Origin of the sequence: Microbispora sp. H10885, assembly GCF_014161415.1 — a bacterium.
Taxonomy (GTDB): Bacteria; Actinomycetota; Actinomycetes; order Streptosporangiales; family Streptosporangiaceae; genus Microbispora; species Microbispora triticiradicis.
In genome coordinates this window covers 1-13,102 of sequence record NZ_JABBWY010000002.1, presented here as the reverse complement: position 1 = coordinate 13,102, position 13,102 = coordinate 1, and the positions used below count along the sequence as shown (strand labels likewise).

General features: G+C 70.3%; 11 protein-coding genes. 10 read left to right on the top strand and 1 reads right to left on the bottom strand.

Annotated elements, in window-relative coordinates:
• The first annotated feature begins 373 nt into the window (after nucleotides 1–373).
• A complete protein-coding gene (locus HHX37_RS05165) occupies nucleotides 374–748 on the top strand; it encodes a hypothetical protein (RefSeq protein WP_182884699.1) in 375 nt (124 codons plus the stop codon).
• 157 nt (nucleotides 749–905) lie between these two features.
• On the opposite strand, the gene HHX37_RS05160 is transcribed toward HHX37_RS05165, so the two are convergent.
• On the bottom strand, nucleotides 906–2,561 hold the full coding sequence (locus HHX37_RS05160; protein ID WP_182884698.1) for a class I adenylate-forming enzyme family protein: 1,656 nt from the start codon (nucleotides 2,559–2,561) through the stop codon (nucleotides 906–908).
• A 184-nt stretch (nucleotides 2,562–2,745) separates the two neighbouring features.
• Here HHX37_RS05160 and argC point away from each other — a divergent pair, with 184 nt between their 5' ends.
• The 9 genes from argC to tyrS all read left to right on the top strand — a co-directional run bounded on the left by argC (nucleotide 2,746) and on the right by tyrS (nucleotide 12,384).
• Nucleotides 2,746–3,768 (top strand): N-acetyl-gamma-glutamyl-phosphate reductase, encoded by a 1,023-nt coding sequence (gene argC, locus HHX37_RS05155; RefSeq protein ID WP_182876833.1) that lies wholly within the window; start codon nucleotides 2,746–2,748, stop codon nucleotides 3,766–3,768.
• Between the two features lie 28 nt (nucleotides 3,769–3,796).
• Nucleotides 3,797–4,951 (top strand): bifunctional glutamate N-acetyltransferase/amino-acid acetyltransferase ArgJ, encoded by a 1,155-nt coding sequence (gene argJ / locus HHX37_RS05150; RefSeq protein WP_182884697.1) that lies wholly within the window; start codon nucleotides 3,797–3,799, stop codon nucleotides 4,949–4,951.
• Nucleotides 4,948–5,928, top strand: a complete 981-nt coding sequence (gene argB / locus HHX37_RS05145) for an acetylglutamate kinase (protein ID WP_182884696.1) — start codon at nucleotides 4,948–4,950, stop codon at nucleotides 5,926–5,928. Before argJ ends, argB begins: the two co-directional genes overlap by 4 nt.
• Complete coding sequence (locus HHX37_RS05140; protein ID WP_182884695.1) at nucleotides 5,925–7,115, top strand: acetylornithine transaminase; 1,191 nt, start codon at nucleotides 5,925–5,927, stop codon at nucleotides 7,113–7,115. The genes argB and HHX37_RS05140 overlap by 4 nt, the downstream gene beginning before the upstream one ends.
• Nucleotides 7,108–8,073: an ornithine carbamoyltransferase gene (argF, locus tag HHX37_RS05135; protein WP_182884694.1), complete on the top strand. Its 966-nt coding sequence runs from the start codon at nucleotides 7,108–7,110 to the stop codon at nucleotides 8,071–8,073. Before HHX37_RS05140 ends, argF begins: the two co-directional genes overlap by 8 nt.
• Nucleotides 8,070–8,654 carry an arginine repressor gene (locus HHX37_RS05130; protein ID WP_117408341.1) on the top strand — a complete coding sequence of 195 codons (585 nt, stop codon included), beginning with the start codon at nucleotides 8,070–8,072 and terminating at the stop codon, nucleotides 8,652–8,654. Before argF ends, HHX37_RS05130 begins: the two co-directional genes overlap by 4 nt.
• A gap of 255 nt (nucleotides 8,655–8,909) precedes the next feature.
• Nucleotides 8,910–10,322 (top strand): argininosuccinate lyase, encoded by a 1,413-nt coding sequence (argH, locus tag HHX37_RS05125; RefSeq protein WP_182876913.1) that lies wholly within the window; start codon nucleotides 8,910–8,912, stop codon nucleotides 10,320–10,322.
• Nucleotides 10,304–10,987, top strand: coding sequence for a DNA-3-methyladenine glycosylase (locus tag HHX37_RS05120; RefSeq protein ID WP_182880355.1), 684 nt, complete (start codon nucleotides 10,304–10,306; stop codon nucleotides 10,985–10,987). The genes argH and HHX37_RS05120 overlap by 19 nt, the downstream gene beginning before the upstream one ends.
• Nucleotides 10,988–11,118: 131 nt before the next feature.
• Nucleotides 11,119–12,384, top strand: a complete 1,266-nt coding sequence (gene tyrS / locus HHX37_RS05115) for a tyrosine--tRNA ligase (protein ID WP_117408343.1) — start codon at nucleotides 11,119–11,121, stop codon at nucleotides 12,382–12,384.
• Nucleotides 12,385–13,102: the final 718 nt, after the last annotated feature.

The following is a 13,102-nucleotide window of genomic DNA, read 5'->3' as shown; positions in this document are numbered from 1 at the left end:
GAGGCGTGAAAAGACGTGCTCAGGGCGCTGAAGGCAGGCAATTCGCCGGATAGCGCCGGAGAGCGTTGGTGAGGAGCGCCGCATATAGGGCGACATCTTCAGCCGATCTGGGGGAAAACAAGCACAGTGCCGCTCTTGTCCTGCGGGGGTCCGCCAAGGCTCGTCGCAAAATGAGCCATGTCGTTTTATGGATTACGGTCATTGTCCCTGGTGTCGACACTTCGGCGAGGGGTGTCAAATTGATGTAATCCTGATCGAGCTGCGCCTTTCTCCTGAAAGCCCGTGATACCGCGCGGCGAATCCCCCTGGCGGAGCCTCGGACGAGATCACTCGACTGTACTTCGATTTGGACAAGCCTAGGCCGCGTGCGCAAATGCTGAAGGGCTTCGATCCCAGGGGAGACTATTTCTCGCTCAGAACCATCTCCCTGAAGCGAGACGAGGACATGGCATTTCTGATCTACGCCTCCACCCTGAGGCACTCTTGCTCGTTCTCTTTGGCCATGGACGTCCTCGCCGACGGTCGTCAGCAAACGGTCACCGTGTCCAACCACGGTCAACCGTTCCGGGTGACCGCTCTGTACACGAAGAAGGATAAGGACGGCGATGCGGACGTCGACGTCGAGAAGTACAGGGTTCTGTGCGTCGCCGGCAACGGCGACTTCTCAGGAAAGCATGCCGGTATCTGGCGGCGCTGGGATCCGAGCGAGTATGCCCACGCCGTTGCGAAGTGGCGGCAGTCGTACTGACCCCTCGACCGGGCGGTCCGCGAGGACTCTCCCGCCGTACGGATGCTGCTCAACTACACGAGCGGGGTCCCGGGCACGTCACCGGACGTCCGCGCGCCCTGCATCCAGGCCTACAGCAAGGACCGCCTCTCCCGGTTCGAACCGTCCTGGGGCCCGGTCAGAGACCGAGCGTCTCCTTGCGCAGACGGGTCTTGAGCACCTTGCCGCCCGGGTTGCGCGGCAGTTCGGCCTCCCTGAACCAGAACCGCGACGGCACCTTGAACGCCGCGATCCGGCCGCGCAGGAAGCCGCTCAGTTCCTCACCGGTGGCCTCGGCGCCCGGCTTCAACCGGACCACCGCGCCGACCTGCTCGCCCATCTCGTCGTCGGGTACGCCGATCACGGCCACGTCGTCCACCGCCGGGTGTTCGAACAGGGCGGCCTCGACCTCGGCGCAGTAGACGTTCTCGCCACCCCGGATGACCATGTCCTTGGCCCGGTCGACGATGTAGACGAAGCCCTCCTCGTCGACGCGGGCCAGGTCGCCGGTGTGCAGCCAGCCGTCCACGAACGTCTCGGCGGTCGCGTCCGGACGGTTCCAGTAGCCGCTGATCACGATCGGCCCGCGCACGCACAGCTCGCCGACCTCGCCGGGCGGCAGTTCGGCGCCGTACGGGTCGCAGATCTTCACGTCCACCACCGCGAGCGGGCGGCCGATGCTGCCGGGCTTGGCCAGGTAGTCCCGGCCGCTGTTGTAGATGGCCAGCGCGGTCGTCTCGGTCATGCCGTACCCGTTCGCGGGCGTCCGCTCGGGAAGCGTCTCGGTGATCCGTTCCAGCAGCCTGGGCGGCGCGGGCGCGCCGCCGTACGAGATCGAGCCGAGCGACGAGATGTCGTGGCCGCCCAGGTCGGGATGGGACAGCAGCTGCCAGGCGTTGGTCGGGACGCCGCTCAGTATGGTGACGCGCTCACGTTCGATGAGCTCCAGGGCCCGCTTGGGGTCCCACCTGTACATCAGCACGAGCCCGCCGCCGCTGAACATCGTGGTCATCAGTACGGCGAAGCACCCGGTGACGTGGAAGAGCGGCACGGTCAGCAGGGTGATCCTGCGCTTCCCGGCCGCCGAGGACACGTCTCTGCCCGCCAGGGCCACGGTGCGCATCATGGCGTACGCCACGGTCATCGGCGCCTGGCCGAGGTTGCGGTGGCTGCCGAGCGCGCCCTTGGACCTGCCGGTCGTGCCGGAGGTGTAGAAGATGGTCGCCGGGTCGTCGGGGTGGAGGTCGACCGGGGGCAGCGTCACGTCGGCGCGCACCTCGCCGAGGACGCCGGCCCAGTTGGCGCCCTCCCCGCGGGCGACGATCACGGGCAGGCCGCTGCCGGACATCCGCGCGGCGCGCTCGCCGTCGGCGATCACCAGCTTCGCGCCCGAGTCGCCGAGGCCGTACTCCAGTTCCTGCTCGGTCCACCAGGCGTTCAGCGGGACGGCGACCGCGCCGGCGGCGAGCACGGCGGAGAAGGAGACGATCCATTCCGGATAGTTGCGCATGGCGAGGGCGACGCGGTCGCCCGCGCGCACGCCGTAGTCCTCCACGAGCCGGTTGGCGAGGGTCGCGACCAGCCGGAAGTGCTCCTCGTAGGTGATCCGCTCGTCCTCGTAGACGACGAACACCTTGTCCCCGTGGAAGCGGGTGATCTCCAGGAGCGCGCGGAAGGTCGCGGGGGCGTGTTTCCACGCCCGGATCCTGCTGCCGCCGACCTCGACCTCTTCCATCTCGAAGAGCTGACCGGGCGCGGTGAGCTGGGCCTGGACCTGTTCGTGCGTGATCGTCATGATGAACGTGCTCCCGGATGAATACGTTAACCGGAGGTTTCACGATACCGACCGGTAGGTATGGCCGCCAGGTGTCCACCTCGCGAAACGCCGCTTGCATGCCCATGCCCGGCGGTGCATACTCTCTACACAAGCAAGAACATGAGGTTGCCTGCATAGCCATGCAGGGGAGTCTGGGGGGCCGATGAGGGCGGCGATCGCCGGAGCGAGCGGATACGCGGGGGGAGAGCTCCTCCGCCTGCTGCTGGGCCACCCCGACGTCGAGATCGGCGCGCTCACCGCGGCGTCCAGCGCCGGCACGAGACTGGGCGCGCACCAGCCCCACCTGCCGTCCCTGGCCGACCGGGTCATCGAGCAGACTACCCCGCAGGCGCTGGCCGGGCACGATGTGGTCTTCCTCGCGCTGCCGCACGGTCAGTCGGCCGCCGTCGCGGCCGAACTCGGCGACGGCACGCTGGTCGTCGACTGCGGCGCCGACTTCCGGCTGGCCAGCGCGGAGGAGTGGACGGCCTTCTACGGAGGCGTCCACGCGGGCACCTGGCCCTACGGCCTTCCCGAACTGCCCGGCCAGCGGGAGGTCCTGCGGGGCGCCCGGCGGATCGCCGTGCCCGGCTGCTACCCGACCGCCGCGACCCTGGCGCTGTTCCCCGCCTTCGCGGCCGGGCTCGCCGAGCCCGACGTGGTGGTGGTCGCGGCCAGCGGCACCTCCGGGGCCGGCCGCGCCCCCAAGGCCCACCTGCTCGGCAGCGAGGTCATGGGCTCGGTCGGTGCGTACGGAGTCGGCGGGGTCCACCGGCACACGCCGGAGATGGAGCAGAACCTGTCGGCGGTCGCCGGGCGGCCCGTCCGCGTGTCGTTCACGCCGACCCTCGCGCCCATGAGCCGCGGCATCCTCGCCACCTGTACGGCTCCCGCCGCCTCCGGGACGACCCCCGCCGCCGTGCGGGAGGCGTACGAGGCGGCGGTCAAGGACGAGCCGTTCCTCCACCTGCTGCCCGAGGGCGTGTGGCCGGCCACGGCGATGACGGTCGGGGCGAACACCGCGGTCCTGCAGGTCGCCCTGGACCAGCGGGCCGGGCGGATCGTGGCCGTCGTCGCCGTCGACAACCTCACCAAGGGCACCGCGGGCGGCGCGATCCAGAGCGCCAACCTCGCGCTCGGTCTTCCGGAAGAACTCGGCCTTCCCACCAATGGAGTCGCCCCGTGAGCAAGACCTTCCCTTCCGAGGAGCGTGCATGAGCGTCACCGCACCCCTGGGCTTCCGCGCCGCCGGAGTCGTCGCCGGGATCAAGAGCGGCGGCGCCCGCGATCTCGCCCTGGTCGTGAACGACGGCCCCTCGCGGGCCGCGGCGGGGGTCTTCACCCGCAACCGGTTCAAGGCCGCGCCGGTCCTGTGGTCCGCCCAGGTTCTCGACGGCGGCCGGGTCAGGGCGGTCGTGCTCAACTCCGGCGGTGCCAACGCCTGCACCGGCCCCCTGGGCTTCCAGGACACCCACGCCACCGCCGAGAAGGCGGCCGAGGTCCTCGGCGACTCCGCCGCCGAGATCGCGGTGTGCTCGACCGGGCTGATCGGCGAGAGGCTCCCGCTCGACGCGCTGCTCGGCGGCGTGGGAACGGCCGCGGCCCAGCTCAGCCGGGACGGCGGGCTGGCCGCCGCGGACGCGATCCGGACCACCGACACCGTCAGCAAGATCTCCTTCCGCCGTGGCGAGGGGGGTTACATGGTGGGCGGCATGGCCAAGGGCGCGGGGATGCTCGCGCCCGGCCTGGCCACCATGCTGTGCGTGCTGACCACCGACGCCGAGCTCGGTTCCGAGGAGCTCGACACGGTGCTGCGCAAGGCGACGGCGGTGACGTTCGACCGGCTCGACACCGACGGCTGCATGTCGACGAACGACACGGTGCTGCTGCTCGCCAGCGGCGCGTCCGGCGTCCGCCCCGACCTCGCCGAGTTCGAGAAGGTCGTCACCGCCGTCTGCGCCGACCTGTCCCGGCAGCTTCTGGTCGACGCCGAGGGCGCCACCAAGGCGATCGCGATCGAGGTCGTGGGCGCGGCGTCGGAGGACGACGCGGTGGCGGTGGGCCGGGCAGTGGCCCGCTCGAACCTGCTGAAATGCGCGATCCACGGCGAGGACCCCAACTGGGGCCGGGTGGTCAGCGCGGTCGGCACCACCGAGGCGGTCTTCGAGGCGGAGCGGGTGAACGTGGCCGTCAACGGCATCTGGATCTGCCGGGGAGGCGCCGCCGGCGACGACCGCTCGAAGGTCGACCTGCGCCCGCGCGACGTGACCATCACGATCGACCTGTCCGCCGGCCCGCACAGCGCGACCGTGCACACCACCGACCTCACGGCGGCCTACGTGCACGAGAACTCGGCGTACTCGTCATGAGCGTCCGACGCAACGGCGCCCTGGACAAGGCGCACACACTGATCGAGGCCCTGCCCTGGCTCGCCCGCTTCCACGGCGCGACCGTCGTCATCAAGTACGGCGGGAACGCGATGACCGAGGAGCACCTGCGGGCCAAGTTCGCCGCCGACGTGGTCTTCCTGCGCTACGCGGGACTGCGCCCGGTCATCGTGCACGGCGGCGGGCCGCAGATCCAGTCGCACCTCGACCTGCTCGGGATCGACAGCCACTTCGTGTCCGGCCTGCGGGTGACCACACCCGAGGCGATGCAGGTCGTCCGGATGGTGCTCGTGGGGCAGGTCAACCGCGACGTCGTCGGGCTGATCAACGGGCACGGGCCGTTCGCGGTCGGCATGTCCGGCGAGGACGCCCACCTGTTCACGGCAGAGCGCAAGCACGTGACGGTCGACGGCGTCAAAGTCGACATCGGGCAGGTGGGGGAGATCGTCCGCGTCGAGGCGGGAGCCGTGCAGGCCCTGCTGGACGACGGGCGCATCCCGGTGGTGTCGTCGGTGGCCCGCGGCGACGACGGCGGGATCTACAACGTCAACGCCGACACCGCGGCCGCGGCGCTCGCCGTCGCGCTCAAGGCGTCGAAGCTGATCGTCCTGACCGACGTCGAGGGGCTGTACGCGGATTGGCAGCCTCCGGGCGAAGGCGAGGAACCGGGCTCGGGCTTGGAAGTGGTCAGCCGGATCACCGCCTCGGAACTCGCCGCGCTGCTGCCCTCGCTGTCCAGCGGGATGGTGCCGAAGATGGAAGCATGCCTGACGGCCGTGAGCGGCGGCGTCCCGCAGGCGCACGTGCTCGACGGGCGGGTGCCGCACGCCCTGCTGCTGGAGGTCTTCACCGACGAGGGAATCGGCACGATGGTCGAGCCGGACGCGGGCCCGGGGACGGACGGCCGGAGCCCGGTGAAAGTCGCGAACGGCGTCGTGAGCGGAGGGGATGCCAGGTGACCGGCAACGACGAACTGCGCGAACGATTCGCGTCGGCGTTCATGCACAACTACGGGGTGCCACCCGTCGCCCTGGCACGCGGCGAGGGCTGCGCCGTCTGGGACGTGGACGGGCGCCGCTACCTCGACCTCATCGGCGGCATCGCGGTGAGTTCGCTCGGGCACGGCCACCCGGCCCTGGTCGAAGCGGTGTCGCGGCAGGTCGCCACGCTCGCCCACACCTCCAACCTGTTCCTGCACGAGCAGGAGGTGCTGCTCGCCGAGAGGCTGCGCACCCTGCTCGGGGAGCCGGCCCGGGTCTTCCTCGCCAACTCCGGCACCGAGGCCAACGAGGCCGCGCTGAAGATCGCCATCAAGTACGGCCGGACCCACGGCCGCGGCTACATGGTGGCGGCGGAGAACGGCTTCCACGGCCGCACGCTCGGCGCGCTGTCACTCACCGGCAAGCAGTCGATTCGCGACCAGTTCGGCCCGTTCCCGCTCGACGTGCGGTTCGTTCCGTACGGCGACGCGGACGCGCTCAAGAACGCCGTGACCGAGGACTGCGCCGCGGTCTTCCTGGAGCCCACGCAGGGCGAGGCCGGGGTCGTCCCGCCGCCCGAGGGCTATTTCCGCGCGGCCCGGGAGATCTGCTCCGCCACCGGCGCCCTCCTGGTCGCCGACGAGATCCAGTCGGCCATCGGCCGCACCGGGCACTGGTTCGCCCACCAGGCGGAGGGAGTCGTCCCGGACATCGTGACCCTGGCCAAAGGGCTCGGCGGGGGCATGCCGATCGGAGCCTGCGTCGGCCTGGGAGAGGCCGGCGAGATCTTCGCCAAGGGAGACCACGGCTCGACCTTCGGCGGCAACCCGGTCTCGTGCGCCGCGGCGCTGGCGGTGCTCGGCACCATCGAGCGCGACGGCCTGCTCGGCAACGCCGCGCGTGTGGGAGCGCTCCTCTCCGAGGGCATCGCCGCCGTGCGGCACCCGCTGCTCAAGGGCGTCAGGGGACGCGGACTGTGGCTCGCCGCCGTGCTGACCGCCCCCAAGTCGGCACAGGTGCAGGCCGCGGCCCAGGAGGCCGGTTTCCTCGTCAACGCGCTGCAGCCCGAGGCGGTCCGGCTCGCGCCGCCGCTTGTGATCACCGAACCCGACGCGCGGGTCTTCCTCGACGCGCTGCCCGGCATCCTGGAGGCCGCCGATGCCTGACGACAACCTCGTGAACACCGCCGCGCGGGTCCGGCACTTCCTGCGCGATGACGACCTGTCCCCCCAGGAGCAGGCGCAGGTGCTCGACCTCGCCGAGGCGATGAAGAAGGACCGGTTCGGTTACCGGCCGTTCGAAGGCCCTCAGGCGGTCGCCCTCCTCTTCGACAAGCCGTCGACCCGGACTCGCGTCTCGTTCTCCGTGGGCGTGGCGGAGCTGGGCGGGCTGCCGCTGATCATGGATGGCGGCACCTCGCAGATGGGACGAGGCGAGCCCGTCGAGGACACCGCGCGGGTGCTGTCCCGGCAGGTCGCGGCGATCGTCTGGCGGACGGGAGGCCAGGAGCGCATCGAGACGATGGCGGCCTACTCGTCGGTGCCGGTGGTGAACTCGCTGACCGACGAGTTCCACCCCTGCCAGATCCTCGCCGACCTGCAGACGATCCGGGAGCACAAGGGCACGGCCGGCGGGCTGACACTCGCCTACCTCGGCGACGGCGCCAACAACATGGCGCACTCCTACCTCCTGGGCTGCGCCATGGCCGGGATGCACGTCCGGATCGGGGCGCCCGCGGGTTACCTGCCCGATGCCTCGGTGCTGGACCGGGCCGCCGAGATCGCGGCGTCCACCGGGGGATCGGTCGTGGCGCTCAGCGATCCCGAGGCGGCCGCGGCCGGGGCGCACGTGATCGCCACCGACACCTGGGTCTCGATGGGTCAGGACGGCAAGGACGAGCGGGTGGCGGCCTTCACGCCCTACCAGGTGAACACGGCTCTGCTCGCCCTGGCCGACCCTGACGCGATCGTGCTGCACTGCCTGCCGGCGTACCGGGGGCTGGAGATCGCCGCCGACGTCATCGACGGACCGCGCAGCGTCGTGTGGGACCAGGCGGAGAACCGGCTGCACGCGCAGAAGGCGTTGCTGCACTGGCTCGTGACGCGGAGCGCGGAGGGGTTGTGAGCATCCCGCTCACCAAGGCGGCGCGGCACGCCCGGATCGTCGAGCTGCTGACCCGGCACAAGGTCCGCTCGCAGCCCGAGCTGGCCAGGCTGCTGGCGGAGCAGGGAGTGGAGGTGACCCAGGCCACCCTCTCCCGGGATCTCGACGAGCTCGGCGCGCTCAAGCTGCGGGCCGACGACGGCACTCTGGTCTACGCGCTGCCCGGTGAGGGCGGCGGCCGGATCCCGATCTACCGGGCCGGCGCCGCCAACGGATTCACCGAGAACCCCGACGCGCGCCTGCGCAGGATCGCCGAGGAACTCCTGGTGTCGGCGGAGGCGTCCGCCAACCTGGTGATCCTCCGCACGCCTCCGGGGGCGGCCCAGTTCCTCGCCTCGGCCGTCGACCACGCGGGCTGGGACTCGATCCTCGGCACGGTGGCCGGTGACGACACGATCCTCGTGATCAGCAGGAGCCCCACGGGAGGGCAGGCGCTGGCGGAATCCCTGCTCAGCCTGGCCACCCGCAGGACGCCGGACGTGACCAGGCACAAGCTCACCGCCGACGTCCACGATCACTCTCATGGAGACGAGGAAGCGTGACTGTGCGGGGCCGGTCCGTGTGCGGGGACCGGTCCACCCGTCGGCTAAGGTCGCGGATTAGTCCCGCACGAGGATCCGGCAGGAGGATCCACCACGAGGATTCATACGGAGAAACGCGCCGAGCGCTCGTCCAGGGGACGACCGGAAAGGCGTGAGATCTCCGTACGAGGGCTCCTCGCGGAAACGCACGCGGTCGCCTTTTGCCGGCGGAGATATGGAAATCGGAGGGAGAAGACGGTGGCGGACAACAAGCCGATGCGGCTCTGGGGTGGCAGGTTCGAGGGGGGACCCGCGGACGCCCTCACGCGCCTGTCGGTGAGTGTGCAGTTCGACTGGCGCCTCGCGCCGTACGATCTGCTGGCTTCGCGCGCGCACGCACGCGTACTGCACCGCGCCGGCCTCCTGACGCAGGAGGAACTCGACCGCATGCTGGGCGCGCTCGACGATCTCGACCGGGCCTGCCGGAAGGGGGAGTTCCGTCCCACCGTCGCCGACGAGGACGTGCACACGGCGCTGGAGCGCGGCCTGCTGGAGCGGCTCGGCTCGCTGGGCGGCAAGCTGCGGGCCGGCCGCAGCCGCAACGACCAGGTGGCCACCGACCTGCGCCTCTACCTGCGTGACCACGTCCGCACGATCGTCTCCAGGCTGGTCGAACTGGAGACCGCGCTGATCAGCCAGGCCGAGGAGAACGCCGACGTCGCGGCGCCCGGCATGACGCACCTGCAGCACGCCCAGCCGGTGTCGTTCGGCCACCAGCTTCTCGCCCACGTCCACCCGCTGACCCGGGACGTGGACCGGCTGCGGGACTGGGACAGGCGCGCGGCGGTCTCGCCGCTGGGTTCCGGCGCGCTGGCCGGATCCTCCCTGCCGCTCGACCCCGCCGCCGTCGCCGCCGAACTCGGGTTCGACGCCCCCGCGCCGAACTCGATGGACGCGGTCGCCGACCGTGACTTCGCCGCCGAGTTCCTGTTCTGCGCGGCGATGATCGGCGTGCACGTCTCCCGGCTCGGCGAGGAGGTCGTGCTGTGGGCTTCGCAGGAGTTCCGGTGGATCGAGGTGGACGACGCCTACTCGACCGGATCCTCGATCATGCCGCAGAAGAAGAATCCCGACGTCGCCGAGCTGGCCAGGGGCAAGAGCGGCCGGCTGATCGGCGCGCTGATGTCACTGCTGACGACGCTGAAGGGCCTGCCGCTCACCTACAACCGCGACCTCCAGGAGGACAAGGAGCCCGTCTTCGACGCGGTCGACACCCTGCTCCTGGTGCTCCCGGCCGTGTCCGGCATGATCGCCACGATGCGGGTCAACAAGGCCAAACTGGAGACCAGCGCGCCCGACGGGTTCGCGCTGGCGACCGACCTCGCCGAGCTGCTGGTCCGCCGCGGCGTCCCGTTCCGGGACGCGCACGAGGCCGTCGGCCATCTGGTGGTGTGGTGCCAGGTGAACGACAAGGACCTCGGCGAACTGACCGACGAGGAACTCGCGAAGGTCTCGCCGCACTTCGCGGTGGACGAGACGGGCGCGAGCGTCCGCGACGTGCTGAACGTGCACGGGGCGCTGGCCGCCCGCAGCGCCTTCGGCGGCACGGCGCCCGACCGGGTCCGTGACCAGGTCGCGAACCTCCGGGAGATCGTCGACGGCCAGGCGGCATGGGCGAACGAGAACTGATCGACGACGTCGCGGGCGAGCCGCTCGGCCGCGACTTCTTCGACCGCCCTTCGGAGGTGGTCGCCCCCGATCTCCTCGGACGGGTGGTCGTGCACGGCTCGGTGGCGGTCCGGCTGAGCGAGGTCGAGGCGTACGGCGGCCCGGGGCAGGACCCGGCCTCCCACACCTACCGGGGGCGCACGCCACGCAACGCCGTCATGTTCGGCGAGCCGGGACACCTCTACGTCTACTTCACGTACGGCATGCACTACTGCGCGAACCTCGTGTGCATGCCCGCGGGCACCGGCTCGGCCGTCCTGTTACGGGCGGGCGAGGTGGTCGCGGGCGTGCACACCGCCCGCATCCGCCGCATGCCGCACGCCGACGGTCCCGGGATGGAGGGCGTGGCCCGCCGGGTTCCCGACCGGGATCTCGCCAGGGGACCGGCCCGGCTCGCGGTGGCCCTCGGCCTGGTGAAGGAGCACAACGGCACGGACTGCTGCTCGGGTGGCCCCATCCAGGTGCACGAGGGCCGGTCGGTGCCGTCCGGCCAGGTGAGGACGGGCCCGCGCACCGGAGTGTCCGCCGGCGCCGACACCCCCTGGAGGTTCTGGATCGACGGTGACCCCACCGTCTCTCCGTACCGCGCGCACGTCCCCAGGCGCCGTGGCCGAGCCGCGCGCTGACGCGTCGCCAAGAAGTGGCGATAGGGTTCCGTGATCAGGCAGGCTTGTACGGAAGCCCGTACACCCACCATCGATAAGCGAAAGCCACGACCGTGACCGTAACTTCAGGCAATATCGTGCCGACGTCGGAGATGGGTGACATCCTCGACGAACTCGAGTGGCGCGATGTGATCGCGCAGACCACCGACATCGACGCGCTGCGCAAGGCGCTGGCCGACGGTCCGATCACCGTGTATGCGGGCTTCGACCCGACCGCGCCCTCGCTGCACGTGGGAAACCTCGCGACCCTGCTCATCCTGACCCGCTTCCAGCGGGCGGGACACCGCCCGATCGGGCTGGTCGGCGGCGCGACAGGCCTGATCGGCGATCCGAGCGGGCGCAGCACGGAGCGGGCGCTCAACTCCAGCGACATCGTCGCCGAATGGGTGTCCCGCATCAGGGTGCAGGTGGAGAAGTTTCTCACCTTCGAGGAAGGGCCGACCGCGGCCACGCTGGTCAGCAACCTCGACTGGACGGCCGAGCTGAGCGCGATCGACTTCCTGCGCGACATCGGCAAGCACTTCCCGGTCAACCGGATGCTCGCCAGGGAGTCGGTCTCCGCGCGGCTGGCCGGTGAAGGACTCAGCTACACGGAGTTCAGCTACCAGATCCTGCAGGCCAACGACTACCTGGAGCTGTACCGCCGGCATGGGTGCACGCTCCAGCTGGGCGGCAGCGACCAGTGGGGCAACATCACCGCCGGTGTCGATCTCATCCGGCGGGTGGAGAGCGCCCATGTCCACGCGCTCACCGGCAAGCTGATCACCAAGGCCGACGGCACCAAGTTCGGCAAGACGGCCGGCGGCGCCGTGTGGCTCGACCCCGCGCTGACCTCGCCCTACGCCTTCTACCAGTACTGGCTCAACGCCGACGACCGGGACGTCGTGCGGTTCCTCAAGGTCTTCACCTTCCGTACGAGGGAGGAGATCGAGGAGCTGGAGAAGGCGGTGGCGGAACGGCCGGCGGCCCGGGCGGCGCAGCGCGCGCTGGCCGAGGACCTGACCACCCTGGTGCACGGCGCCGACGAGCTCGCCCGGGTGATCGCGGCCTCGCGTGCGTTGTTCGGGCAGGGTTCGCTCGCGGAACTGGACGCCCGCACCCTGGAGTCGGCTCTCGCGGAGGTGCCGAAGGCGGTCGTCCCCGCCCTGGGGGCGTCGTACGTCGACCTGCTCGCGCAGAGCGGGCTCGTCGAGTCCAAGTCCGCGGCGCGCCGGGCCGTGAAGGAGGGCGGCGCGTACCTTAACAACACGAAGATCACCGATGAGGAGTACGTGCCCTCCGCGGAGGATCTGCTGCACGGCCGGTTCCTCGTGCTCCGCCGCGGCAAGAAGACGGTCGGCGGCATCGAGGTCGCCTGATCGTCGGTACGTCGATCGCTTGGAGCCGTCCCGGCCGACCGGTCCGGGGCAGCTCTTTCGCGGTCAAGGTTCCTTGTGGCGCAGGTAACAATCTTGTGGCCTTGGCGGCAGCGATGGCCAGAAGTCGCTGTCTGGCCTGGGGTTTTGGCCATCTCGGCGTGATTTGACGGCCGGGCGGACGTTGCCTAATGTTTTCCTCGCCCCCGGGGAGAGCGGGACGCCGAGAGGCGGCCGGGCCCCGACGGGCAAGCCACTCCGACGACCACCCAGACGAGGCGCTCGCGCCGGATCGGGGTCGTCTGCGGCACGGCGGAACCGAGAGGTTTGACGTGAGGCGGGCGAGGGTTTAAGATGGAGTGGTTGCCCCGAAAGGGGAAGGTCACTCTGACAAGAGCATCGGCCGAGATCGCATGACTCGCTTCGGGTCTGTGACACGGTGATCGCCGAAGAGTCGGCCGGACGGAAGTAATCGCCCTGGATCTCGGGACCCTTTACGGGTTTCGGGTGATGGTGGTCGCGTCCGTTTCTTGAGAACTCAACAGTGTGCTAAAAGCCAGTGCATGAATCATGCATGACCCCGTCACCGTGTTGGTGGCGGATTCCTTTGACGGTGCCTTTCCTTAGCCGGGGGGTGCCGGCCAGGGGTGACACTTTTCAGACATTGTTTGGAGAGTTTGATCCTGGCTCAGGACGAACGCTGGCGGCGTGCTTAACACAT

Excerpts from the sequence above, each read along its gene's own strand:
- HHX37_RS05165 (WP_182884699.1), top strand. The coding sequence starts at position 374 with ATGCTGAAGGGCTTCGATCCCAGGGGAGACTATTTCTCGCTCAGAACC.
- HHX37_RS05160 (WP_182884698.1), bottom strand. The coding sequence starts at position 2,561 with ATGACGATCACGCACGAACAGGTCCAGGCCCAGCTCACCGCGCCCGGT.
- argF (WP_182884694.1), top strand. The coding sequence starts at position 7,108 with ATGCCTGACGACAACCTCGTGAACACCGCCGCGCGGGTCCGGCACTTC.
- argB (WP_182884696.1), top strand. The coding sequence starts at position 4,948 with ATGAGCGTCCGACGCAACGGCGCCCTGGACAAGGCGCACACACTGATC.
- tyrS (WP_117408343.1), top strand. The coding sequence starts at position 11,119 with ATGGGTGACATCCTCGACGAACTCGAGTGGCGCGATGTGATCGCGCAG.
- argH (WP_182876913.1), top strand. The coding sequence starts at position 8,910 with ATGCGGCTCTGGGGTGGCAGGTTCGAGGGGGGACCCGCGGACGCCCTC.
- argJ (WP_182884697.1), top strand. The coding sequence starts at position 3,797 with ATGAGCGTCACCGCACCCCTGGGCTTCCGCGCCGCCGGAGTCGTCGCC.
- argC (WP_182876833.1), top strand. The coding sequence starts at position 2,746 with ATGAGGGCGGCGATCGCCGGAGCGAGCGGATACGCGGGGGGAGAGCTC.
- HHX37_RS05120 (WP_182880355.1), top strand. The coding sequence starts at position 10,304 with ATGGGCGAACGAGAACTGATCGACGACGTCGCGGGCGAGCCGCTCGGC.